The 22,447-nt window shown below is 67.9% G+C and carries 22 protein-coding genes; 12 read left to right on the top strand and 10 right to left on the bottom strand.

Annotated elements, in window-relative coordinates; translation table 11 throughout:
- Positions 1–260 precede the first annotated feature (260 nt).
- Complete coding sequence (locus G9373_RS26095) at positions 261–2,402, bottom strand: MMPL family transporter (RefSeq protein ID WP_167117447.1); 2,142 nt, start codon at positions 2,400–2,402, stop codon at positions 261–263.
- Positions 2,403–2,501: 99 nt separating this feature from the next.
- On the opposite strand from G9373_RS26095, the gene G9373_RS26090 reads away from it, so the two are divergent.
- A complete protein-coding gene (locus G9373_RS26090; RefSeq protein ID WP_054248779.1) occupies positions 2,502–2,936 on the top strand; it encodes a MarR family transcriptional regulator in 435 nt (144 codons plus the stop codon).
- Positions 2,937–2,945: 9 nt separating this feature from the next.
- Here G9373_RS26090 and G9373_RS26085 read toward each other — a convergent pair whose 3' ends face one another.
- Positions 2,946–3,749: a hypothetical protein gene (locus G9373_RS26085; protein ID WP_120660203.1), complete on the bottom strand. Its 804-nt coding sequence runs from the start codon at positions 3,747–3,749 to the stop codon at positions 2,946–2,948.
- 88 nt (positions 3,750–3,837) lie between these two features.
- Positions 3,838–4,380, bottom strand: a complete 543-nt coding sequence (locus G9373_RS26080) for a lipoprotein LpqH (protein WP_005261518.1) — start codon at positions 4,378–4,380, stop codon at positions 3,838–3,840.
- 208 nt (positions 4,381–4,588) lie between these two features.
- Between G9373_RS26080 and G9373_RS26075 the strand changes: the two genes are divergently transcribed.
- From G9373_RS26075 to G9373_RS26045, 7 genes are all read left to right on the top strand, one after another.
- Positions 4,589–5,914: a hypothetical protein gene (locus G9373_RS26075; RefSeq protein WP_005261517.1), complete on the top strand. Its 1,326-nt coding sequence runs from the start codon at positions 4,589–4,591 to the stop codon at positions 5,912–5,914.
- Positions 5,911–6,939, top strand: a complete 1,029-nt coding sequence (locus G9373_RS26070) for a hypothetical protein (RefSeq protein WP_037205723.1) — start codon at positions 5,911–5,913, stop codon at positions 6,937–6,939. The genes G9373_RS26075 and G9373_RS26070 overlap by 4 nt, the downstream gene beginning before the upstream one ends.
- A gap of 1 nt (position 6,940) precedes the next feature.
- Positions 6,941–8,464 carry a tetratricopeptide repeat protein gene (locus G9373_RS26065; RefSeq protein ID WP_005261515.1) on the top strand — a complete coding sequence of 508 codons (1,524 nt, stop codon included), beginning with the start codon at positions 6,941–6,943 and terminating at the stop codon, positions 8,462–8,464.
- Between the two features lie 215 nt (positions 8,465–8,679).
- Entirely contained in the window at positions 8,680–9,243 is a 564-nt protein-coding gene (ahpC, locus tag G9373_RS26060; RefSeq protein WP_005250059.1) for an alkyl hydroperoxide reductase subunit C, read from the top strand.
- Positions 9,244–9,417: 174 nt separating this feature from the next.
- Complete coding sequence (gene ahpF / locus G9373_RS26055; protein WP_005261514.1) at positions 9,418–11,010, top strand: alkyl hydroperoxide reductase subunit F; 1,593 nt, start codon at positions 9,418–9,420, stop codon at positions 11,008–11,010.
- A 114-nt stretch (positions 11,011–11,124) separates the two neighbouring features.
- A complete protein-coding gene (locus tag G9373_RS26050; protein ID WP_005261512.1) occupies positions 11,125–12,399 on the top strand; it encodes a CHAT domain-containing protein in 1,275 nt (424 codons plus the stop codon).
- Positions 12,400–12,489: 90 nt separating this feature from the next.
- The gene (locus G9373_RS26045) at positions 12,490–12,903 is read left to right on the top strand and encodes a VOC family protein (protein ID WP_005261503.1); all 414 of its coding nucleotides are present in this window, start codon (positions 12,490–12,492) and stop codon (positions 12,901–12,903) included.
- Here G9373_RS26045 and G9373_RS26040 read toward each other — a convergent pair.
- Complete coding sequence (locus tag G9373_RS26040; RefSeq protein ID WP_054248227.1) at positions 12,868–14,079, bottom strand: FAD-dependent monooxygenase; 1,212 nt, start codon at positions 14,077–14,079, stop codon at positions 12,868–12,870. The two genes, G9373_RS26045 and G9373_RS26040, sit on opposite strands and share 36 nt — an antisense overlap.
- A 92-nt stretch (positions 14,080–14,171) precedes the next feature.
- Here G9373_RS26040 and G9373_RS26035 point away from each other — a divergent pair, with 92 nt between their 5' ends.
- Positions 14,172–14,888, top strand: a complete 717-nt coding sequence (locus G9373_RS26035; protein WP_005261493.1) for a TetR/AcrR family transcriptional regulator C-terminal domain-containing protein — start codon at positions 14,172–14,174, stop codon at positions 14,886–14,888.
- Between the two features lie 15 nt (positions 14,889–14,903).
- Here the strand turns inward: G9373_RS26035 and G9373_RS26030 are convergent, their stop codons facing one another.
- Both G9373_RS26030 and G9373_RS26025 read right to left on the bottom strand, forming a co-directional pair.
- Positions 14,904–15,230, bottom strand: a complete 327-nt coding sequence (locus tag G9373_RS26030) for a hypothetical protein (protein ID WP_005261491.1) — start codon at positions 15,228–15,230, stop codon at positions 14,904–14,906.
- A gap of 63 nt (positions 15,231–15,293) precedes the next feature.
- Complete coding sequence (locus G9373_RS26025) at positions 15,294–16,304, bottom strand: helix-turn-helix domain-containing protein (protein ID WP_005567616.1); 1,011 nt, start codon at positions 16,302–16,304, stop codon at positions 15,294–15,296.
- 105 nt (positions 16,305–16,409) lie between these two features.
- Between G9373_RS26025 and G9373_RS26020 the strand changes: the two genes are divergently transcribed.
- The 3 genes from G9373_RS26020 (at position 16,410) to G9373_RS26010 (ending at position 18,487) form a co-directional block, all read left to right on the top strand.
- A complete protein-coding gene (locus G9373_RS26020) occupies positions 16,410–16,706 on the top strand; it encodes a hypothetical protein (protein WP_005261488.1) in 297 nt (98 codons plus the stop codon).
- An 83-nt stretch (positions 16,707–16,789) separates the two neighbouring features.
- Positions 16,790–17,971: a zinc-dependent alcohol dehydrogenase gene (locus tag G9373_RS26015; protein ID WP_007299004.1), complete on the top strand. Its 1,182-nt coding sequence runs from the start codon at positions 16,790–16,792 to the stop codon at positions 17,969–17,971.
- Between the two features lie 360 nt (positions 17,972–18,331).
- Complete coding sequence (locus G9373_RS26010) at positions 18,332–18,487, top strand: hypothetical protein (protein WP_005254573.1); 156 nt, start codon at positions 18,332–18,334, stop codon at positions 18,485–18,487.
- Positions 18,488–18,540: 53 nt separating this feature from the next.
- Here the strand turns inward: G9373_RS26010 and G9373_RS26005 are convergent, their stop codons facing one another.
- From G9373_RS26005 to G9373_RS25990, 4 genes are all read right to left on the bottom strand, one after another.
- Positions 18,541–19,212, bottom strand: coding sequence for a 4-carboxy-4-hydroxy-2-oxoadipate aldolase/oxaloacetate decarboxylase (locus G9373_RS26005; RefSeq protein ID WP_133985612.1), 672 nt, complete (start codon positions 19,210–19,212; stop codon positions 18,541–18,543).
- A gap of 34 nt (positions 19,213–19,246) precedes the next feature.
- On the bottom strand, positions 19,247–20,455 hold the full coding sequence (locus G9373_RS26000) for an aspartate transaminase (protein WP_167117444.1): 1,209 nt from the start codon (positions 20,453–20,455) through the stop codon (positions 19,247–19,249).
- 138 nt (positions 20,456–20,593) lie between these two features.
- Positions 20,594–21,658, bottom strand: coding sequence for a zinc-binding dehydrogenase (locus G9373_RS25995; RefSeq protein ID WP_167117441.1), 1,065 nt, complete (start codon positions 21,656–21,658; stop codon positions 20,594–20,596).
- Positions 21,655–22,422, bottom strand: coding sequence for an SDR family oxidoreductase (locus tag G9373_RS25990; RefSeq protein ID WP_120660196.1), 768 nt, complete (start codon positions 22,420–22,422; stop codon positions 21,655–21,657). Before G9373_RS25990 ends, G9373_RS25995 begins: the two co-directional genes overlap by 4 nt.
- Positions 22,423–22,447: the final 25 nt, after the last annotated feature.

The raw sequence follows: 22,447 nt of genomic DNA, 5'->3' as shown, positions 1-22,447 counted from the left end.
AACCTGACCCGCACCCCGCCCGCTCGGGTTACCCTCGACTCAGCACGCCCGAGCATGGGGAATTACGTGACGGACACCCCTGGGGAATTACGTGACGGTCGACATCCAGACGATCACCGGCCGTGGTCGCCTCCCTGCTGACTGCACCGACATTCGAGTTGTACCGCGCAGTCCCGCTGTGCCGTTAATCGAGCCAGGCTCGGCTGCGCGACCATGAGCGAACAGGCAGACATCACGCTTGCGGCATTCGCCGAGCGCCCTCACATACGACTCGAGTCCAATTCCGGCTCCGCAGAGACGTTCTCGTCCGGTTCCGGTGCCGACGCGAGCTTGCTCGGCCACCAGATCTTCTGCCCGATGTCGACGGTGAGGGCGGGCACCAGGAGTGACCGCACGAGGAGTGCGTCGAGGAGCACGCCGAACGCCACGATGAAGGCGATCTGCGCGAGGAAGATCAGCGGAATGACGGCGAGTGCCGAGAAGGTCGCCGCCAGAACCACTCCCGCCGACGTGATCACTCCGCCGGTGACGGTCAGGCCGCGCAACGCGCCGCGCCGGGTTCCGATGCGCCGGGCCTCTTCCCGGACCCGGGTCATGAGGAAGATGTTGTAATCGATTCCGAGGGCGACGAGGAACACGAACGCGAACAGCGGGACCACGGGATCGGCACCCGGGAATCCGAAGATGTGCTCGAAGACCAGGGACGAGACGCCCAGCGTCGCAGCGAAGGACAGCACCACCGTTCCCATCAGCAGCAGCGGCGCGAGTAGCGAACGCAGCAGCAGGCACAGGATCGCGAACACCACGAGGATCACGACGGGGATGATCAGCGTGCGGTCACGCGTCGACGTGGTCTTGGTGTCGAGGTCCGTGGCGGTGGTGCCGCCGACCAGGGCGTCGGCGCCGTCGATCGGGTGGACGGCCTCACGCAGGCGGACGATGGTGTCCTCGGCCGCGAGGGAATCGGCCGGATCGGTCAGGGTGGCTTCGATCGCCACCCGGCCGTCCACCACCAGCGGGTCCTGCGTGCCGGGGGCGGACAGCACGGTGATGTCGCCGACTCCCTCGACCCGGGCAGCGTCGGCTACCGCATCGCGGGAGCCCTCGTTCGCGATGATCACCGCCGGCGAACCGGAGCCGGCGTCGAAGTGGTCGCCGAGAATCTGCTGGCCCGCAACGGAATCGACGCCGAGAAGGAACGTCTCCGACTCGGCGACACCACTCGCTTCGAACTGGGGCATCAGGAGCGCGAAGAGCACCAGCACCAGGCTCGACGCCACCCAGAACCGGCGTGGGTGCGCACCGATCCGTGCCGCGAGCGCGGCCCAGAACTTGTGGTCTGCGGCTTCGTCCTTCTCTGCGTGCCGTGCGTCGAACGCGGGCCGGCTCGGCCAGTACGCCGTCCGGCCGAGGAGTACGAGCACCGCGGGGAGGTATGTCATGGACGCGACGAACGACGCCGCGATGCCGATGGCCGCCACGGGCCCGAGTCCGCGGTTGGAGTTGAGATCGGACAGCAGCAGGCAGAGCACGCCGGCGATGACGGTGCCCGCGGAGGCGGCGACGGGTTCCAGCGTCGCCCGCCACGCGGTCCGCATGGCGCGGTACTTGTCCTGCTCGATCCGCAGTTCCTCGCGGTAGCGGGACACGAGCAGCAGGGCGTAGTCGGTCGCGGCACCGAAGACCAGGATGAACAGGATTCCCTGACTCTGGCCGTTCAGCGCGATCACACCGGCGTCGGCGAGCAGGTACACGAGGAGACTCGACAGTCCCAGCGCGAAGACGGCGGAGGTGATCACCGCGAACGGAAGGATCGGACTGCGGTAGACGACGATGAGGATGAGGATCACGACGACACCCGCCACCAGGAGCAGCAGTCCGTCGATTCCCGCGAACGCCGAGGACAGATCCGCTACCTGACCGGCGGGCCCGGTGACGAGGACGGTGAGACCGTCCGGTGCGGCATCGAGCGCGTCCCGGAGTTCCGTGACACTGTCGCCGACCTCGCCGGCGCTGTCGACGGGCACGAACAGCTGCAGTGCCCGGCCGTCGGCGGACGGGATCGGCGGTGACACCTCGTCACCGAATCCCTCCGAACCGGCGAAGGAGTTCGCGGTGCCGGCGAGGAACTCGGTGTCGGCCGCGGTGATCCCCGACGTCCGTTCGGCGACGACGATCGCCGGCACGAACTGCGTGTCGGTGAAACCCTTCTGCAGCGCCGAGACCTCCGTGGCCTCGGCCGACGCGGGCAGGAACGACGTGCTGTCGTTCTGCTGGACCGAGGAGAGTTTGCCGGCGAACGGACCACCGAAACCGCCGACGGCCAGCCAGACGATCACCAGCAGGGCTGGCAGAATCCACCGCAGGCGACGAACCGGGCGCGGGCGGGCAGTTGTGGTCACGTGCTCTCCAATGCTGGACGGTTCGACGTCCGGATGTCCGGATTGCGATGTTCCTATTTTGTTCAGCCTGCTGAGCAAATTGCAAATGGAGGCGAAGAAATGACGAGCGACAGCATGGACGAGTGGCCTACCGGACGGCTGTTGTCCACGGCTGCGCGGCTGGTCGAGCACTCGTGGGAGGACATTCTCCGGTCACAGAACATGACCCACGCCGGCCTCATCTGCCTGCACACGATCGCCGACCGGCCTGCCTCGCAGCGGGACATCGCGAAGGTCTCGCGGGTGACGGACCAGACCATCAGCCGCACCATCGACCGCCTCGAACGCGCCGGGTACGTCACCCGGGAAACCGATCCACTCGACGAGCGGCGCAAGCGGGTCGCGATCACCGAGCCGGGCCGCGCGATCTACCGCCGCCTGCTCACCCTGGAGAAGGAGGATGCGGCCCTCACCGCCGCCGTCGGCGACGTGGGGCCGCTGCGCGAACAACTCCTGCTCCTCGTCCGGTCACTGGGACTTCCGCCCCGGGACTGATCGCCGTCGTCACACATTCGCAGGAAGGGCGATGACGACCTCCTGCTCGTGCGCCGGCAGATAGTGGACCGTCACCACCCGGCCGACCTGGACGTGCCCGACGCTGCGCGGCGGCAGGAACTTCTCGACACGGGTGGTGAACGTCGTGCCGTCGGGCCGGGTGACCGCCAGCCCGAGTTCGACCTTCGAATTCCCGTTGCGGATCTCGCCGGGCACGCTGAGCGACTGCACCACCGCCGGCGCGGGGATGCCGCGGGCCGCGATGTCGAGCTTGCCCGGGGTGGTGATCCCCTCACGAATCATGGATCGGTTCAACGCATCCTGGGCCGTCGACATATCGCCCGAGCGATCGATCTCGACCTTGTCGGTGCGGTCCGGAAGATAGCGGACGGGCAGGACGACCCCTGGACGGAGAAGCGCCAACTCGGTCAGCGGCACGATCATCCTGGCGTGCGATTCGAAGATCCTGCCGTCGGCGCCCTCGACGCCGAGGTCGATCCGCACTTCCGGTTGATCGTTGAGCGTCATGCCGGTCTGGCGCACCGACCGCACCGTCCCGATCCCGACCGCGCCGTGCCGGAACGCGGCACTGTTCCGCCCCGTGAACACTGCCAGCACACTGTCGCCGGTGACGGCGAAACAGACCACGACCACGCTGACCGCGACGATCGGCCAGATCATCTGCGGGCCGACCCACGACAGCGCGTCGATTCCGTAGTTCGTCCGCCCCCGATCGCCGAGGCCGTACCACAGGTAGTAGCCGACCGACCCGACGAGAAACACCAGGGCGGCGGTACGCACGATCTTCTTCACGATGAGTCCTCTCCGTGCCTGAACTGGGTGGAAGAACGGGTGGGACGCGCGCGAACTCGACTCCCGCGCGCGTCCCGGGTGAGCCGGCTCAGCCGCCCACGACGGTCGAGCATGCGAACGTGATGTCGAACTTCGACGAACTCGGCGCGGTCGGGTTGCTCATGTCGGGCGCCCCGACGCCTTCGCCGGTGATCGTGTAGGTGTCGCCGTCCTTCACGACCGTGGCGGAGCCACCGGGCATTCCCTGGCCGAAGCCGAGGGCGTACGGGAGGCCGTTCGACCCGCCCTTGCTGCCCGCGATCCCGACGGCCTGCACGGTGTCGGTGCCGGTGACGGTCGCGGAGACCGCCAGGTCGCCGTACGTCGCGTTGGCGGTGTCCGCCAGCGCCAACGCGAGGGTGTCGCCCTGCTTGGCGCAGGTGGCGTCGAAGTCGGCTTCCAGTGCCTTGCCGTCGACCGCGGCCGAGGACGCACCTGCCTCGGACGCGGCGGCCGGGGACTGTTCGGAGCTTCCACCGCCGGAGTCGCTGTCGCTGGTGTCGCTGCAGCCCGAGACGAGCAGGGCGACAGCGGCCGCCGCCACGATGCCGGCGGTGTAGACGCGCTTCTGAGTCCGAACGATCTTGTTCATGATCCGTCCTTCACGTTTCGTGAGGGGCGCTCGGCGCCCGTCGTCGATTCCTTCGGCTCGCGGACTGGAGCCGATGTGAGAAAGGTAGGAACGTCTCGCGCCCTACCGATCCCAGATTTGTCGACGGGTCGACGGGGCATCCCTGCGGTAACCTGCTCGAATGCGGACTGGATCGAGGAGCTCAACGGCTGCTCGGCGACCGCGCGCGATGGTCCTCGACGAGCTGTGGCGCGAGCTGGACGGCGTCGAACCGCTCAGTGGGCCGGACGGCGGACCACTGAGCCGCACCGTGAAACTGATCCTCGATCCGCTCGTCATCCGCCCGGTGCAGAACCCGCTGTGCGCCGGGCCGATCGTCACGGCCGACGGGGCGCAGCTGCTCGCCACCCGGGTGCACGCCTCCGCCGACGTGCTCCGCGCCACCGCCGCCTGGTTCACGCTGCTCAAGCGGGTTCGCCGAGCGCTGCGCATCACCGACGGCAACCCCCAGGACCTGTACTTCCAACGCTGTTTCGAACTTGCGTCCGGCTCGGGCTCACCCGACCCGTTCCGGGACGAATCCGTCGCCGAGGACACGCTGCGCGACGTGCACGATGTCGCGGCCGGCCGCACCACTCAGGCGTTGAAGGCCCACGTCACCGACCCGGAACGGGCACGGGAACTGAACGCCCTGATCGACGTCGCGTGGGGACGGCGTCCGCTGTCGGGCGCGGCCACCGGCGACCACGCCGCCGCGATCGACGCGGTCCTCGACGCCTGTCCCGGCGCGCGCCTCGAGCAGGACGGTGACGACGGACGGCACGCACTCGACAGCCTGGTGGCCGGGCATGCGGGAACCCACCACGGCATCGCACTCTGGACGATCGAGGTCACGGCCCACCGCCTCGGCCTGACAGCGCATCCCGTGCCCGTGCCGCCGCGGCTGGGGACGTCGGCGTCCACGTCGACGCTCGGGCTCCCGCTCGACCGATCCGTCTATGAACGCATCTTCACGGTGCTCCGCGCGTCGACCGACCGTACGGAACTGCCACCGATCCACGAACTGGTCACCACCGAGATCGCCCGAAGTTGCTCGCCCTGGGCGCTTCTCGACGAATCCTTGCGGGTCGCGGCGACGACGGGTGCCGCGCTGGCGACCGGTCTCCGTCCGATCGGAACGCCGTCTTCTCCCGCGGCCACGGCCACCACCGCCGTCCGGGTGATCAACGGTCGCTGGCAACGGGAGGCGTACGTCCTGCAGGCACGCCGCCTCGCGGTGAGCGCCGACGCCGCGTCGCTGCCCGCAGCGAATCCACTGACGGCCATCGCCGCCGAACTCCTCGAGCCGTGGCGGCCCTACCTCCGCCGCCTGTGGGTCCGCCTCCACGGCCGCGACGTGCGCGAGTTCGCCGTCCACGAACCCGACGAACTCTGGGACCTCCTCGACGGCGTGGCGCGATCGGTCATCCTCGACCACCGCATGCGGGTCAAGCAGGCGCTCAGCGCAATTCCGCTCACAGACGCGGCGAATGCTCCCGAATCGAGGGCGAGTTGACTACCGGCACCGTGCGGATCGAGCGCGCGCCCGACGGGGTCTGGATCATCACCCCCGACGACGCACCGAGCGTCCTCGACGACACCGCAGGCATCGACGTGGCAGTGCTGGAAGTCGTCGGCGGGCACCTGTCATGGAGTGTGCTCGCGGACCATACGGTCCCGGTCGCGGTGCTCGACGACGTCGCCTCGGCGCAGGACTGGGTGTGGGCCGTGTTCGGCGAGGAGGTGGCGCTCGCCGTGGCGGCCGGATCCGGACGTGACGTCACGGTTTCCCCGGCGCGCCCTCGGGTGGCCGACGGTGCACGGCGACTCGCGTACGCGCACTGGGCGGCGAGGTGGTGGCCCACCTCGACGATCGACGCCGTCCCACCACTCGACGAAGGGCTGTTGAACGGCGAGATCGCCACGCTCGTCGAGGAATGCGATCTGCTCGTCGACGGGGACGACTCCGTCGCGGCGACCGGCCCGGCGCTCGCCGACCGTCCTGGCCGGGCAGAGGACTACGCCCTCGCGGCCGGCGCCGCGGCGACGCTGCCGAGCACGCTCGTCCTGGCGCGGGGTACCACCGGATCCGACTGGCGCCGGTACCCACCCGGACTCGTCGACGCGTCCGAGCGTGCGGTGTCGTGGGTGGTGGTGCGCGCCGCCGGGAACACGACCGTGCGGGTGAGTGTCGTTGCGGCACCGGGCCTCTCCGAACCTGTGCCGGAGCATGTGCGTCCCCACGCGCTGGTCGGCACGGCATCGGGCGCTGTCGATGTCGCGCTGCGACTGTCCGGGGATGCCTGGTTCGGCGAGTCGGCCGCACCGCAGGGCTCGGAATCGGGCGTGTCCGTGGACGTGTATCTGCCCGGGTTCGGTGTGGACGGGCGGCCGGACGGTGGAGGTTCGGAGGTCCGGGAGCGGGTTCGGGCCCTGGTCCGCCGGCGGCTACGCCGGGCTGCGGAGACGGCGCCGGACGACGGGCCGGACTCACCTCTGCTCGCGGAGATAGCGGCGGCCGCCTCGGATTCGGACTTCTGACGTGGGAGATCAGACGCTCGGCCCGGACGCGGCGCGCGACCTCCTCGCGGCCGGCGCGGCAGCGTACTCCCGTGGAGAGGTCGCCGAGGCACTCCGGACGTTCGAGCGGGTCGCCCGCTCGACCACCGGCGATCTGCGGACGAGCGCGATCATCAACGCGGCCAGCATGTCCGACGAGCTGGGCGATCACACGAGGGCAGTCGACCTCTACCGGGAAGCCCTCGCGGTGATGCCGGCCGACGCGGCCCGGATACGTCCCGCGGCGCTGGTCAACCTGTCGCAGGCCTTGCAGCACCTCGGCGACCTCGACGGTGCGCAGGACGCGCTCGAGCAGGCGCGGGGACTGCTCGCGGCAGCCGACGATCAGGGCGACCTGCGGGTCGCGTGCCTGCTGTCACTGACCGCGGTCGCGATGCACCGGCAGCAGTGGGCGCACGCGGCCGACATTGCCACCGAGTCCCTCGACGCGGCGCTGCGTTTTGCCCCCGCGCTGGCGGGCCACCCCCTCATGAACCTGGCCGCCATCCACTTCGAGACCGGGCGCTTCGACCTTTCCGACGACTTCGCCGGCCAGGCGCTCGACGCGTTCGAGACGGCGGGCGACGTCAACGCGGTCGCCGAATCACAGCAGAACCTGGGCATCATGCACGTCCGCTCGGGGCGGCCCGACGACGCCGAACCGCTGCTGCTGTCGAGCCAGACGTATTTCGAACGCGCCGGGATCAGCCACCGGGCGGGAATCGGGTCGAAGGTGCTGGCCTTCCTCGCCGAGGGCCGCGGCGACACCGAACGCGCGTCGACACTCTATCGCTGCAGTCTCGACTACTTCCGGAGTTCCGGAGCGGTACTCGACGTCGCGGACGTCGAGACCCGCCTCGCCACCGTCGCCTTCGGTGAAGGGCGGCCCGACGAGGGAGAGACACTGCTCGCCGCCGCGTTCGACACGTACCGCGGGCTGGGGCTCGGGCTGCACTGCGCGCAGGTCGACTTCTGGCATGCAGCCCTCCTCGAATCCGCGCTCGCGGCGTCCGGCACCCCCGACAGCGCGGTGCGGGCACGAGCCACCGCGCTCGCGGTGCCCGCGGCGATCGCCATCGACGCCGTGCGGTGCACACTCCCGAACGGGCGTCAGCGCGAGCAGTGGAACCGCGAGATCGCCGATCCGGCGATGCAATTGGCGTTCCGCCTCGCCTACGCGTCTGGTGATGCGCACCTGGTGGCCGAACTCGTCGAAGCGCAGTGCGCGGGGACGACGGTGGACGTCGGCCGGGCCGGGCACCGCACCCCGGCGCGGCTCCCTCTGCAGTTGCCGGACCTTCCCCCGGCAGGCGCGACCGGCACCGAGGGTTCGCTTCTGCTCGGCGCCGCACTGGCCGGGGTCGCGGCCGGTGCCGGTCTGCCGGTGCCCCTTCCTCCGCGACTCGTCACGCCGGATGGACGGAATGTGCTGGGCACCGCGATCGCGGTCGCCGAGGAACGCTATGGGCGCGACGTCCGGGACAGCCGGGTGGTGCCCGCACGGTGACCTCGCCCGGGTGTCACGGTCGTCACACCGCACGTCCGGGGAGTACCTCGGGCGGTGCGGGTGGAGTGCGGCACTGACCTGCAACGCTGCCGATTCGGCGACCATTGATAGCCCCACCCAATCTATGGAATAGGTCTCATAGATTGGACCTATTCCAATCTGCTGGATAGCCTCGTCGCTGTCGGCTTCCCCGTATCCACCGAATAGAGGTTTCAATGGCCCTGATCAACACGCAGATCAAGCCCTTCGCCGCCAACGCTTTCAAGGACGGCGCGTTCATCACCGTGTCCGCGGACGACATCAAGGACAAGTGGGCGGTCTTCTACTTCTACCCGGCCGACTTCACCTTCGTCTGCCCGACGGAACTCGGCGACCTCGCCGACCACCACGAGGAACTGCAGCGCCTCGGCGTCGAGGTCTTCTCGGTGTCCACCGACACGCACTTCACGCACAAGGCATGGCACGGATCGTCCGACACCATCGGCAAGATCAAGTACGCCATGATCGGTGACCCGACCCAGGAGATCAGCAAGAACTTCGAGGTCCTCCGCGAGAACGAAGGATTGGCCGACCGCGGCACCTTCCTCGTCGACCCCGACGGTGTCATCCAGTTCACCGAGGTCACCGCAGAAGGCATCGGGCGCAATGCCGCCGAGCTGGTTCGCAAGGTCAAGGCAGCTCAGTACGTCCGGTCGCACCCGGGCGAGGTCTGCCCGGCCAAGTGGGAAGAGGGCGAAGAGACCCTCGCCCCGTCGCTCGATCTCGTCGGCAAGATCTGACGCAGCCCAGTCGTACCGCAGGCACGGGCTCAGGTTTCCTGAGCCCGTGCGGGCGGTTCCCGGTGCTCAGCTCCCGTGGGGGCAATCGGTGTCGCACCAACACCTTCCGGACCACCTGAACCAGAATTTCCGGTTTCCGATCCCTTGTCCTCCCGATCGATGGAGTAGATCCTCATGCTCGAAGCCTCGCTTGCCGGCCAACTGAAGTCCCTGCTCGAAAAGCTGACCCTGCCGATCGAGCTCGTGTCCTCACTCGACGACGGACCCAAGTCTGTCGAACTCGCCGAACTGCTCACCCAGATCGCGGCGATGTCGGAAAAGATCACCTACGAACGCCGCGACGACGACACGAGACGTCCGTCGTTCGCGGTCCGCCGCAGCGGCACCGACATCGAGGTCCGCTTCGCCGGCATCCCCCTCGGTCACGAGTTCACCTCGCTCGCACTCGCTTTGCTCCAGGTCGGCGGCCACCCGTCGAAGGAGGCTCCCGAACTGCTCGAGCAGGTCCGTGACCTCGACGGCGACTTCCACTTCGAGACCTACTTCTCGCTGTCCTGCCAGAACTGCCCCGACGTGGTGCAGGCCCTGAATCTGATGTGCGTGCTCAATCCGCGCATCAGCCACGTCGCGATCGACGGCGCCCTGTTCCAGGACGAGGTCGACGGCCGCCAGATCATGGCTGTCCCGACGGTCTTCCTCAACGGCGAACTCTTCGGCTCCGGCCGGATGAGCCTGGAGGAAATCGCCGGCAAGCTCGACGTCGGTGCCGCCGACCGCGCCGCCGCGGCGATCGCGCAGAAGGATCCGTTCGACGTGCTCGTCGTCGGAGGCGGACCGTCCGGTGCCGCGGCCGCGGTATACGCCGCGCGCAAGGGAATTCGCACCGGCATCGCCGCTGAGCGCTTCGGCGGTCAGGTGCTCGACACCATGGCGATCGAGAACTTCATCTCCGTCCCCTACACCGAGGGGCCCCAGTTCGGGTCGGCGCTCGAGAATCACGTCCGTCAGTACGGCGTCGACATCATGAACACGCAGCGTGCCGCGAAGCTCGTGCCGGCCGCCACCGAGAACGGTCTCGTCGAGATCGAACTGGAAAGCGGCGCTTCTCTTCTCGCTCGCACCGTGATCCTGTCGACGGGTGCGCGGTGGCGTTCGATGAACGTGCCCGGCGAGGACACGTACCGGAACAAGGGTGTGACCTACTGCCCGCACTGCGACGGACCGCTGTTCAAGGGCAAGCGCGTCGCCGTGATCGGTGGCGGTAACTCCGGCGTCGAGGCCGCCATCGACCTCGCGGGCATCGTCGAGCACGTCACACTCGTCGAGTTCGACTCGGTGCTCCGCGCCGACGACGTGCTGCAGCGCAAACTGCGCAGCCTCCCCAACGCCGACATCCTCCTGAGCACGCTCACGACGGAGGTCCTCGGGGACGGTAACAAGGTCACCGGTCTGACCTACCAGGACCGCACGACCGACGCCTCGCACACGCTCGACATCGAGGGTGTCTTCGTCCAGATCGGCCTCCTGCCCAACACCGAGTGGCTGGCCGGGTCGGTCGAGTTGTCCGACCGCGGCGAGATCGCGATCGACGACCGCGGCCAGACGTCGGTGCCCGGCGTGTTCGCTGCCGGCGACTGCACGACCGTGCCGTACAAGCAGATCGTGATCGCCGCCGGTGCCGGAGCAACGGCAGCGCTGAGCGCGTTCGATCGGCTCATCCGAACGGGCGTACCCGCCGAGGATTCCACCGCCGCAACGGTCGGATAGCTCGGCCGAGGTCGACGAGCCGTGCCTGCATGTCAGGCACGGCTTTCGGCTTTCGGCTCGACCCGGGTGCCCGGTACGCACACCAGCGCCCGGGTGGTAAGGGATGCTGTGACAGTGCCGACTCACCTGTCTCACCCGCCGACCGCGATCGTCCGGATGGCCGACGCCGGCGATCTGTACACGTCGTGGCGGTGGACCCACGATTCTCACCCCGGCGGTGTCGGCGTCGCACCCGCCGTGCAGGTGGACGAAGCCCTCGCCGCACTGGCCCGGGCCCTGCCCGACCTCACGGATCCGCAGGGGCTGCACCACGCGCTGACGGCGGGCGGTTTCTCCGCTTACGAGCCGGAGCACGATCTGGCTCAGCTCCTTTCACGCACATTCCTTCCGTTCGGCCTGGCGCAGCAATTGCACGAGCTGTTCACCCGCGGTGTGCGCCCCCACCTCCGGATCCAGCCGTCGCCCCGCGTCGCGCAGGTGCCGTGGGAACTGATCGCACCCGACGCCGGGCTGCGTCTCGTGGACATCGCAGACGTCAGCCTGCTGGCTCCGCTCAGCATCGTCCACTCGCCCGGCCGACCGGTCCGAGCCTGGACGCACACCCGACAACTCCCCGTCGTCGCGGTGCTCGACCCCAGGGTTCCGGGCTTCCGCGCGGATTCGGCGCTCGGCTCGGTCCTGGGACGGATGGCCGCGGACAGTCCGCTGTCGCAGCGGGTCGCGACCTACGCCGGGGAGGGCCGGCTGCTCCCCGCCGTCGACGGACCGACGGAGTGTTTCCGCCGCGAAGACGTGGACCGGGAGTGGCTCGGCGCAGCGTTGCGTGACGGTGCGGGCCGCCTGGTGTACGTCGGACATGTCACCGCGGCGGCACCCGGATCCGGTCAGAGCGAGCACGCCGAACTACACCTCGCCTGCGCCGCGGACTCCGTCGGGTTCGCGGAGCCGACCCGTGCCCACCGGCCGTTGTCCGCGAAGGACCTGCTGCTGGGAACGCACACGCTCACGGCCGAGCCGATCCGCGGCACGGACCTGTGGCCGATCCCGAGCAGGGTTGCACTCATCGCCTGCGAGAGCGGTGGCGACCTGCGGTTCAGCGAGGCACTCGGATTGGTCTCCGCGATGATCGCCGGCGGGGCCGAACTCGTCACGGCCAGCCGCTGGGCCCTGCCCACCGACCTCGCGTTCCAGCGCATCGCCGGCGCCACATCACACTCGTGTCCTCTGCAGGACGCAATCTGCTCGATCGACGCGGCGCACGAACTGCCCGACGCGGTCGGCGCGCTCTGCGACTGGCAACGCGACCGGGTGGCCGCCTGGCAGGACGAGCGGACGATCGAGCACTCGCCGGTGCTGTGGGCGGCGTTCGCGACGGTCTCGACGCACTGATCCGCCTCGGCCGTCCGTTCCCCACAACGTGTCGGCCAGTCGTTGTACCGTCGTTGCTGTCGGTTCCGGCACGAAGAAGGAGCATGTCCCATGACCTCTCGGCTCAACCCCTACATCAGCTTCGACGGCAACGCGCGGCAGGCAATGGAGTTCTACAAGGACGTCTTCGGAGGCACCCTTGCATTGAACACGTTCGGTGAATACGGTGCGCCGGAGGGCGAGGGCGCCGACAAGATCATGCACGCCATGCTCGAGTCGGACAGCGGCTACACGATCATGGGTGCAGACACCCCGCCCGGAATGGAACACAACCCGGGAACCAACATCGCGGTGAGTCTGAGCGGAGACGACGGCGACGAACTCCGCGGCTACTGGGCCAAGCTCGCCGACGGCGGATCCGTGTCCGTGCCCCTGGAGAAGCAGATGTGGGGAGACGAATTCGGTGCCTGTACAGACAAGTTCGGCATTTCATGGATGGTCAACATCGCCGGCACACCCGGCTGATCGCAGCGCCGGGTAGTCCTGCAGATCGATGTCGGTAGCGAAGGAGTCGGTCAGCTTCATCATCAGGCCGAACAGGGTCTTGGACTTGAATGTCCAGTTGCGCAGCCTGATTCGAGTAGCCGACTTCGGCGCGAGAAACGGTCCGGCGCTGCCCTTGCGGGCGATCTTCGCGTACCCGTGCATCTGCTCGTTGTAGCGTCCGAACGCCACGCGGTGGTCGCCGTCGGCGGCGGCAAGCTCACCCGCCAGGACGTAGGCACCGACGAGGGCGAGTCCGGTCCCGAAGCCGCCCAGCGTGTTTCCGTACGCGGCGTCGCCGACCAGGGCCACCCGGCCGGCGGTGTACGTATCGGTCTCGACCCTCGCGATCGAGTCGAGGTAGAAGTCGGGCGCGTCGTCCAGGTGCGCGAGCAGCCGGGGCACGCGCCACCCCGAATCGGCATACGCGGTGGCCAGCATTCGTTTCTGCTGGGTGAGGTCGCCGCGGTCGTACTCGATCCGGCCGGAGGCGAAGACGAACAATTCCGGAGCCTTCGGTCCGCCGACGACGGCCATCCGTCCCGGCTCGTTGTACATCAGCCCCGTCCCGCGTTCCCGGTCCGGCGAGGTGTCGCTCGCCGAGCCGGTGGTCCCGACGACGGCGTAGTAGTACCCGAGGAATCGGACGAATTCGTCCTCCGGCCCGAACCGGTGACGTCGGACGGCCGAGTGGATGCCGTCGGCGCCGAACACCAGGTCGAACCGGCGTGCGTCCGACTTCTCGAACGTGACCTCGACACCTGACTCCGTGTCGACCAGTGCGGTGACGGAATCGCCGAAGAGGTACTCGCACGAATCCGCGGTGTACCGGTAGAGGATCTCGGTGAGGTCGCCCCGCAGGATCTCGATGTCGCCGCCGACGAATTCGCCCGGGATGGTCGCCAGGTGCTTGTCGCGTTCGTCGACGATCAGGAGGTCGGTCTTTCCGGTCTGACTGCGGAGCACGTCGTCGAGAATTCCCATCCTCTCCAACACTTTTCGGTGAACCTCCCCCTTGAAGTCGACGGCCTGGCCGCCGAGCTGGAGGTCCGGTGCCCGCTCGACGACGGTGACGGCGTATCCGCACCGACTGAGCCAGAACGCCAGGGCGGGCCCGGCGATGCTCGCACCAGAGATCAGGACGGTTCTGTTCGGCATGGGAGGCTCCAACGGATTAATTGTGTCTGACGGACACAATTCAGTGTATGGTAGACACTATTCCGGATCAAGAGTCGGCCGGAGGAGCGCAGATGGTCACCCAGCCCCGTACCGCCGAGCTGCTGTGGGGATCGTCGGAGAGACCGAAGCGGGGTCCGAAACCCGCGCTGAGCCTCGAACAGATCGTCGCCACCGCGATCTCGATGGCGGACGCCGAGGGCCTCGCCACGCTGTCGATGCAGCGCCTCGCCGAAGACCTCGGGTTCACCAAGATGTCCCTCTACCGCTACACCCCCGGCAAGGCCGAGTTGACCGCCCTCATGCTCGATGCCGCTCTCGGACCCGCGCCCGACCCGTCCGGGATCGACGGCGGCTGGCGCGGTGCGCTCCACGAGTGGGCACTCCGGATGTGGGCGGGCCTCCGGCGGCATCCGTGGGTGGTGGACGTCGCCGTCGGTCCGCGCGTGCTGGGCCCGAACGAACTGGACTGGCTCGAAACCGGCCTCGCAGCGCTGCGCGACACGGGACTCACCGGCGCGGAACGGCTGGACGCGGTGGTCCTGATCACCGGACACGTGCGCAGCCTCGTTCAGCAGGCAACGGCACCCGGCGCAGAAACCGACACACCCGAGAAGTCCCTGAACGCGATCATGACGGAAATCCTCGCCGACCACGCCGACCGCTACCCCGAGGTGACAGCCGCGTTCGCGTCGGCCGGATCCACCTCCGGGCACGACGACGCGCTCGAGTTCGGCCTGGCCCGGATCTTCGACGGTCTCGCCGCCCTCGTCGCGGCCCGTGCCGAATAGCAGCGCGCGGGGCCCTCAGCTCGCCTGCGGTTTCAGGTCGCCGTAGTGGGTGTGCGCCTTGCCGGCGAGAAGCCACAGAGGCGCCGACGCGTCGTCGTCGGTCAGGTAACCCTTGTCGCGACCGTCGGCCAGGTACTGGGAGCGCACCCATTCCTCCATCGCCTCGTTCGACTGGTCGGGCAGACCGTAGATCTGCGCGACGGCGCGGTGAAGTTGTTCATCGTCGACGGTCATGCCCTGCGGCTGCTTTCGCAGGTTCAGCGCCTTGTCCGTCTCCCCCGCTCGGTGCAGGTGGACGATGTGGAAGGCCATCTCGCACACGAAAGGCTGGTTTCGGTTCACGATGCTCCTCTCCGTTCGTCACCCTCGATCGTCCCGCCCGAGTCCGTCCGGCGCCAGTGCGAACTATCGGCCGGTCCGCGCTCCCCGTCCGCCCCGCCGGTGTCCGGGGCCGAATAACGCGTTTCCACGGCGGATCTCGGTTGTGCTCGTGTGACGCCGACGGCGAATCAACGCGCGCAGTGTGGCCGAGTTCTGGTAGCCCACAGCGGACGCGATCGTGTCGACGCTCTGCTGCGTCGTGCGTAGGAGGAATATCGCCTGGTCGAGTCGGATCTCCTGAACGAACTCCACCGGCGACATGCCCAGCACTGAGGCGGTGGTGCGTTGCAGCGTTCGTTCACTCACCCCGATCGCGTGCGCGACCGAGTTGATCGGCAACGGTTCCGCGAGGTGATCGCGAATCCACCGTTCGAAGGCGGTCATCGTCGGATCGGCGGTGGCGAGCAGGGACGGCACCGCGAAGATCGCCTGCGAGGGCCGGTCGCCGATCAGAAGGTACCGCGCGACGAGATCTGCCAGCGCCGGGCTGTGCTGCTGGACGATCGCCAGCGCGAGATCGATGTGCGCGAACGCCGCCCCGGCCGTCGTCACCCGGTCGTCGTGGATGAGGGTGCGCCGCTCGTCGAGGTCGACGCGGGCATAGCGGGCTCGGAACGCCGGCCCGAGCCACCAACTCGTCGTCGCGGTCAATCCGTCGAGCACCCCTGCCTCGGCGAGGAAGAACGTGCCACTGCACGCCGCGGCGAGGGCGGCGCCGGAACCGCGACCCGCCGCGACCCAGTCGAGGGCGGGATGCCCACGCACCACGTCGACGATCCGATCCGGCGTCTTCACCCCCACGGCGGGCATGACGAGGACATCGGGCGGCACGGTGATCTCCGTCAGCGGGGTGGTGGCCAGCACGAGTCCGTGACCGGTGCGGACCGTCGGTCCGACCGCGACGGGGATGACGGTGAATGCCTGGTCGCCCGCCTCCGCGTCGTCACGCAGGGCATCGGCCGTCGCCAGGACGTCGAGCATGACGCTCAGACCCGAATCGAACATGCCGTCCACGGCGAGCACCGCGACACTCATGACGGAAACGGTAACAAAGGTGGCGCTTCCGCCGCCCCGCGTGCCGCTCGACGCCCATAGCGTCGGAGTTGAACGAAGTCGTACATCGACCGAGCAGGAGACATCATGACGATCGACAGAGGAATACTGGCACTGCTCGAGGCCAAGCCGGGCAAGGGCGAAGAACTGGCCGCGTTCCTCGAGCAGGGGCGCGCCCTGGCGGCGGAAGAACAGGGCACCGTCACCTGGTACGCGTTCAAGGTCAGCGACACGACGTACGGCATCTTCGACACATTCGAGAACGAGGAAGGCCGGCAGGCGCACCTGACCGGAGCCATCCCCCAGGCACTCGGCAAGGTCGGGCCCGAACTGCTCGCCACGGATCCCGACATTCGTCCCGTCGACGTCATCGCCGTCAAGTAGGGACGCCCCCGTCGCACGGTTTACCTCCATCCCCCGTCGGGCACCCGAACACGGACATCGACCGACGAGAGGTGTGGTTCCCAGTGCGAGCAGTCACGTGGCAAGGCAAACGAAAGGTCAGCGTCGACACCGTCGCCGACCCGAAGATCGAACACCCGACCGACGCCATCATCAAGGTCACGACAACGAACATCTGCGGCTCCGATCTGCACCTGTACGAAACTCTCGGCCCGTTCATGGGAGAAGGTGACATTCTCGGCCACGAACCGATGGGGATCGTCGAAGAGGTCGGGACGGAGGCGGGCGACCTGAAGGTCGGCGACCGAGTGGTGATCCCGTTCCAGATCTCGTGCGGCGACTGCTTCATGTGCAACTTGCAGCTGTACACGCAGTGTGAAACGACGCAGGTTCGCGAGCAGGGCATGGGAGCGGCACTGTTCGGCTTCTCCAAGCTCTACGGCGAGGTGCCGGGAGGACAAGCCGAGTACCTGCGTGTCCCTCAAGCCCAGTTCACCCACATCAAAGTCCCCGAGGGCCCGCCGGATTCCCGTTTCGTCTACCTGTCCGATGTGCTGCCGACGGCGTGGCAGTCGGTCGAATACGCCGCGATCCCCGAGGGCGGGTCGGTCACGGTGCTCGGCCTCGGACCGATCGGAGACATGGCGGCGCGCATCGCCCACCACAAGGGCGCCCGGGTCATCGCGGTCGACAACGTCCCCGAACGCCTGGCTCGCGCCAAGGCCCGGGGCATCGAAACCCTGGACCTGGACGAGCACGGCGGCGATCTCGCCGACGTCATCCGCGACGCGACCGACGGTCGCGGCACCGACTCGGTGATCGACGCGGTCGGCATGGAGGCGCACGGTTCACCGATCGGCAAACTCGCCCAGCAGATCGTCGGGTACCTGCCCGATGCGGTCGCGGCGCCGCTCATGCAGAAGGCCGGTGTCGACCGTCTCGGTGCGCTGTACTCGGCGATCGACATCGTCCGCCGCGGAGGCACCCTCTCCATCATCGGCGTCTACGGCGGCATGGCCGACCCGATTCCCATGCTCACCTTGTTCGACAAGCAGATTCAGGTGCGCATGGGCCAGGCCAACATCAAGAAGTGGGTCGACGACATCATGCCGCTCCTCGGCGACGACGACCCGCTCGGCGTCGACACCTTCGCCACTCACGAACTCCCCCTCGAACAGGCACCCCACGCCTACGAGATCTTCCAGAAGAAGCAGGACGGGGCGGTGAAGATCCAGCTCAAACCCTGAACGACGAAGACGCAGGCGGCGATGGCCGGGATCCCGTGACGGGTGGCCCGGCCACCGCCGCCGTTTTGCGCAAACCGGATAGACCTCTCCGTGATAATCCCGCTGACCAGCACGGATGCCGGAGAAATCCGCATCACGCCGGCGCAGAGCGGATTGCTCCTTTTAGCGATGCCCCTCACACTCATAAGCGAGGAAACCTGATATTCAGCGACCAGCTGTCGCAGGTCTTGCGTACGACCCAGCCCCAGTGAGGTGTCAAGGAGAGTCTTCGAACCGTCCGGTCGGGTAGTACCCGGACCGGCGCGTCCGGGGGCATACTTGGCCGACTCGGGGGTGTCCGCAGACGATACGGAGAAACTGATGCTCGACCGGCTGTACGCCGCTGTCCTCGCCGTTGCCGGCCTCGGCTACGGGGGATACATCCTCCTCGACGAACTGACCGGAGGCTCGGACACGCCCGGAGAGGAAGACCAGCACCTCCGCCGAGAATCCTCCGAGCAGGTGTCCACGGCATAACCGCACCTTCGTCATGGAACTCCGCTGGACCGCTGCGGCACGGAGCGGCAGGCTCACTGGTCGACGGTGAGGCCCTTCGCCTCGAGCACCTGGGCGAGATTGCTGACCTGGATCGGGGTTTCGCCCTTCTTGTACCGCTCGATGTAGGCGGCTTCGGCCGCGTCGCGCTCACGGGAGGCGTCGATGGCGAACTGAACCTCGTCGCGGCGGACCACCACCACTCCGTCGCAGTCACCCTTGATCACGTCGCCGGGATAGATGATATGGCCGCCGAACACCAACGGCTGGTTGACGGGACCGAGGGATTCCTTCACCGTTCCCTCGATGCACACGTGCTTGGAGAAGACGGGGAACCCCAGTTCGCGGATCTCCCGGCTGTCCCGCACTCCGCCGTCCGTGACCAGTGCGCTGATGCCTCGGGCCACGCACGCGTTGGCCAGCACGTCGCCGAACTGGCCTGCCGGCTGGTCGCCGGAGGACACGATGAGCACGTCGCCGGGTTGCGCGTAGCTGATGGCGACCTGGAGCATGATGTTGTCGCGCGGATGGCAGACGACCGTGAACGCCGTTCCGCAGAACGACATGTCGCGGTCGATGGGCTTGATCCCCGAATCCAGTGCGCCCTTGCGGCCCTGGGCTTCGTGGATGGTGGCGGCCGAGTAGGCGCCCAGTCGATCGATCGCGGCCTTGTCGGCACGGTCGATCTTGGTAGTGACGTGAACCATGGTGTCTCCGTTGGTCGTGTAGTGGCGGGTGGGGTCAGCTGAGTGACGCGACGGCCTTCTCGACCGCGGCGGCCGCGTTCCGCAGAACGTCCTCGGACGTGGCGAACGAGACGCGGAAATACGACTGGGCGCCGTACGCGGAGCCCTGGATGGTGGCCACCGACGCGTGGTCGAGGAGGAAGAGCACCACGTCCTGGTCGTTCTCGAGCAGTGCGCCGTCGGGAGTCCGCTTGCCCACGAGGCCGGAGCATCCGACGAACAGGTAGAACGCGCCCTGCGGCAGTATGGGTTCCAGACCCTCGATGCGGGAGAACAATTCGAAGACGACATCCCGCCGTGCGCGGTAGCTCGCGACGGACGTGGTGACGAAACTCTGATCGCCGGTGAGCGCCTCGGCAGCGGCGGCCTGACTGATCGACGACGGGCAGGAGGAACTCTGCGACTGCAGCTTGTTGATCGCTGCGATCAGGCCCTTGTTCCCGACGCCGTACCCCAGACGCCAGCCGGTCATCGCGTAGGCCTTCGACACACCGTTGGTCACCAGGATCCGATCGCGGAGGTGCGGCGCGGCCGACAACAGGTTCGGAACAGGTGAGTCGGTGAAGACGATCTCGTCGTAGATTTCGTCGCAGAGGACGTTCACGTGGGGGTTCCGGTCGAGTACCGCTGCCACCTCGGCCAGTTCGGGTTCGCTGTACACCGCACCCGTCGGATTCGACGGCGCGTTGAGGATCACCCATGTCGTCGCGGGAGTGATGGCGGCGGCGAGCTTCTCCGCGGTGAGCAGGAACCGGTCGGATTCCGGGCAGTCGACGACGACGGGTGTTCCGCCGTGGACGGTCACCATGTCGGGGTACGACACCCAGTAGGGCGCGGGCACGATCACCTCGGTGCCCTCCTCCACCGTCGCCATCAGCGCCAGGAAGATGACCTGCTTGGCACCACCGCCGACGGTGATCTCGTTGTCCGCGAACTCGACCCCGGTCCGGTCGAGCATCCGCTTCGAGATCGCTTCCCGCAGTGCGGGAATACCGTTGACGGGGGTGTACTTGGTGAGACCGGATTCCATCGCTGCGACGGCTGCCGCCTTGATGTGGTCCGGCGTGTCGAAATCGGGCTCTCCGACCGTCAGGTCGAGGATCTCCCGCCCCGACGCCCGAAGCTCGCGAACCCGTTGCGCAGCTGCCACACTCGGCGACTCACGCATCTGGTCGACTCGTGCTGCAGGGACGAAGGTGGACATTGTTCCTCCTGGTAGAGGGCGTGGGAACGAAAGAAGCCGGGAAGTCGGGCGGTACATTCACACCCAGGCTATCGGGGCACATCACGCCTGTACAAGACCGATTACTTGTCGGGTGATAGCCGTTCGGCATGGCTGGAATCAGAACGCCAGCAACACCTTCGCGGACGTGGATGCGTCCTTCGCGACGGCGAACGCCTCGAGTCCGTCCTCTATGCCGAACTCGTGGCTGATCACCGGTTCGACGTTCAGGCTGCCGTCCGCCAGAGCGGCGAGTACCGAATCGATCTCGTCGTTGAATCGGAAGGATCCGACGAGTTCGAGTTCCCGCGTGATGACGAGCGAGAGCGGTGCGGGCTGAAGGCCCGTGGGGAGCAGTCCGAGCATGACGACTCGGCCGCCGCGCGTCGCACCCCGAATCGCCGATTCGAGCCCGAAACGGTTACCGGAGCACTCGACGACGATATCGGCGTCGACGGCCGCGATGCTCTCGGAGTCGGTGGCGTCGAGGGTCCGGTCGGCGCCGAGCACCCGTGCGACGGTGAGGGGATACTCGTGCACGTCGACTGCGGTGATCTCGCGCGCCCCTGCCCGGCGCAGGACTGCCACCACGAGGGCGCCTATAGGACCGCACCCCACGACGAGAGCGCTCTTCCCCGACACGTTGCCGGCGCGGGCCGCGGCATGCCACGCGACGGCGGCCGGTTCCGCGACGGCAGCGGTGCGCAGTGGAAGGTCCGTTGGCAGCGACCGCAGCATGCGGGAGGGCAGAACTGCGTGCTTCGCGAATGCCCCTTCGGTGTGGGGGAATTGCGCTGCACTGCCGAGGTACGTGCATCCCGGCGAGAGGTTCGGGCGATCGGCGGGGAACCTGGCGCCGCGACCGCCGGGGGTGGCGGGATGCACTGCGACACGTTCACCCGCTGCGGGGCCACTGCCGTCCGCCGCGGCCTGCACCACCGTTCCCACCACTTCGTGGCCCAGCAGCATGGGTGCCTTCAGAATCGACTCACCCGCCGCCCCGTGCGTCCAGTAGTGCAGGTCGGATCCGCATATCCCGCCGTAGGCGATCTCGACGACCGTCTCGGACGATTCGGGCCGGCGCAGCGGCACCGATTCGATGCGCAGGTCTCCCGCGGCGTGCGCCACCACCCCGAGGGTCTCGGCCGGGAGCGGGGCGCCGGACTCGCGCTGTGCAGTGTTCACCGCGGGTCTCGATCGTTGCGCCGGACGAAGTCGAGTCCACCCGGTACCTGGAATGTGGGCATGATTTCGATCAGGCCGAGATTGACGTGGCCCGGGGCGTCGATCGCGAACTCGATCGTGTCGGCGATGTCCTTGGTCGTGATGGATTCGAAGCCTTCGTAGTACGTCTCCCAGGCTTCCTTCATCGCCTCCGGCGACCCGCCGAGGTTGCGCCCGAAGATCTCGGTTTCGACTCTGCCCGGGCAGATCTCGGTGACACGGATGCGCTTGCCGATGGTGTCGTTGCGCAGCTGTCGCGAGATCTGGTGCACCGCGGCCTTCGTGGCGTGGTAGGCGGTGTGGCCGTAGAAGTTGTACAGGCCGGCGATGGAGCTGATGTTGACGATGTGGCCGAGGTCCCGCTCGACCATTCCCGGCATCAGCAGCCGGCACAGGTGCAGCACCGCGCGGAGATTGACATCCACCATGGCGTCGACCGAGTCGGCCGAGGCATCCAGGATGTTGCCGGTGGCCGACACTCCCGCGTTGTTGATCAGCACGTCGATCTCGAGCCCGGCGACGGCGGCGCTCAGTGCGTCGATGTCCGTGATGTCGACGGCGAGCGGGATCATTCCCGTCTTGTCCGCGACCTCGTCGAGCCGTTCCTTGTTGCGGGCCACACCGTAGACGGTCAGTCCGCGCTTGGTCAGGATCTCGGTGACCGCGGCGCCCATTCCGGTGTTGGCACCGGTGACGAGTGCCGTCCGGTAGTCGTTGAATGGCATAACGCTCCCTTGTCTTGCTGGTGGT

Source organism: Rhodococcus sp. A14, assembly GCF_011603105.1.
In the GTDB taxonomy this organism is placed as follows: domain Bacteria; phylum Actinomycetota; class Actinomycetes; order Mycobacteriales; family Mycobacteriaceae; genus Rhodococcus_F; species Rhodococcus_F opacus.
This window is presented reverse-complemented; position numbering and strand designations above follow the sequence as displayed.

Bases quoted from the DNA above. Each gene is read 5' to 3' on its own strand.
- G9373_RS26045 (WP_005261503.1), top strand. From the start codon at position 12,490: ATGACCTCTCGGCTCAACCCCTACATCAGCTTCGACGGCAACGCGCGG.
- G9373_RS26000 (WP_167117444.1), bottom strand. From the start codon at position 20,455: ATGTCCACCTTCGTCCCTGCAGCACGAGTCGACCAGATGCGTGAGTCG.
- ahpC (WP_005250059.1), top strand. From the start codon at position 8,680: ATGGCCCTGATCAACACGCAGATCAAGCCCTTCGCCGCCAACGCTTTC.
- G9373_RS26010 (WP_005254573.1), top strand. From the start codon at position 18,332: ATGCTCGACCGGCTGTACGCCGCTGTCCTCGCCGTTGCCGGCCTCGGC.
- G9373_RS26005 (WP_133985612.1), bottom strand. From the start codon at position 19,212: ATGGTTCACGTCACTACCAAGATCGACCGTGCCGACAAGGCCGCGATC.
- G9373_RS26020 (WP_005261488.1), top strand. From the start codon at position 16,410: ATGACGATCGACAGAGGAATACTGGCACTGCTCGAGGCCAAGCCGGGC.
- G9373_RS25990 (WP_120660196.1), bottom strand. From the start codon at position 22,422: ATGCCATTCAACGACTACCGGACGGCACTCGTCACCGGTGCCAACACC.
- G9373_RS26040 (WP_054248227.1), bottom strand. From the start codon at position 14,079: ATGCCGAACAGAACCGTCCTGATCTCTGGTGCGAGCATCGCCGGGCCC.
- G9373_RS26075 (WP_005261517.1), top strand. From the start codon at position 4,589: ATGGTCCTCGACGAGCTGTGGCGCGAGCTGGACGGCGTCGAACCGCTC.
- G9373_RS26080 (WP_005261518.1), bottom strand. From the start codon at position 4,380: ATGAACAAGATCGTTCGGACTCAGAAGCGCGTCTACACCGCCGGCATC.
- ahpF (WP_005261514.1), top strand. From the start codon at position 9,418: ATGCTCGAAGCCTCGCTTGCCGGCCAACTGAAGTCCCTGCTCGAAAAG.
- G9373_RS26025 (WP_005567616.1), bottom strand. From the start codon at position 16,304: ATGAGTGTCGCGGTGCTCGCCGTGGACGGCATGTTCGATTCGGGTCTG.
- G9373_RS26035 (WP_005261493.1), top strand. From the start codon at position 14,172: ATGGTCACCCAGCCCCGTACCGCCGAGCTGCTGTGGGGATCGTCGGAG.
- G9373_RS26090 (WP_054248779.1), top strand. From the start codon at position 2,502: ATGACGAGCGACAGCATGGACGAGTGGCCTACCGGACGGCTGTTGTCC.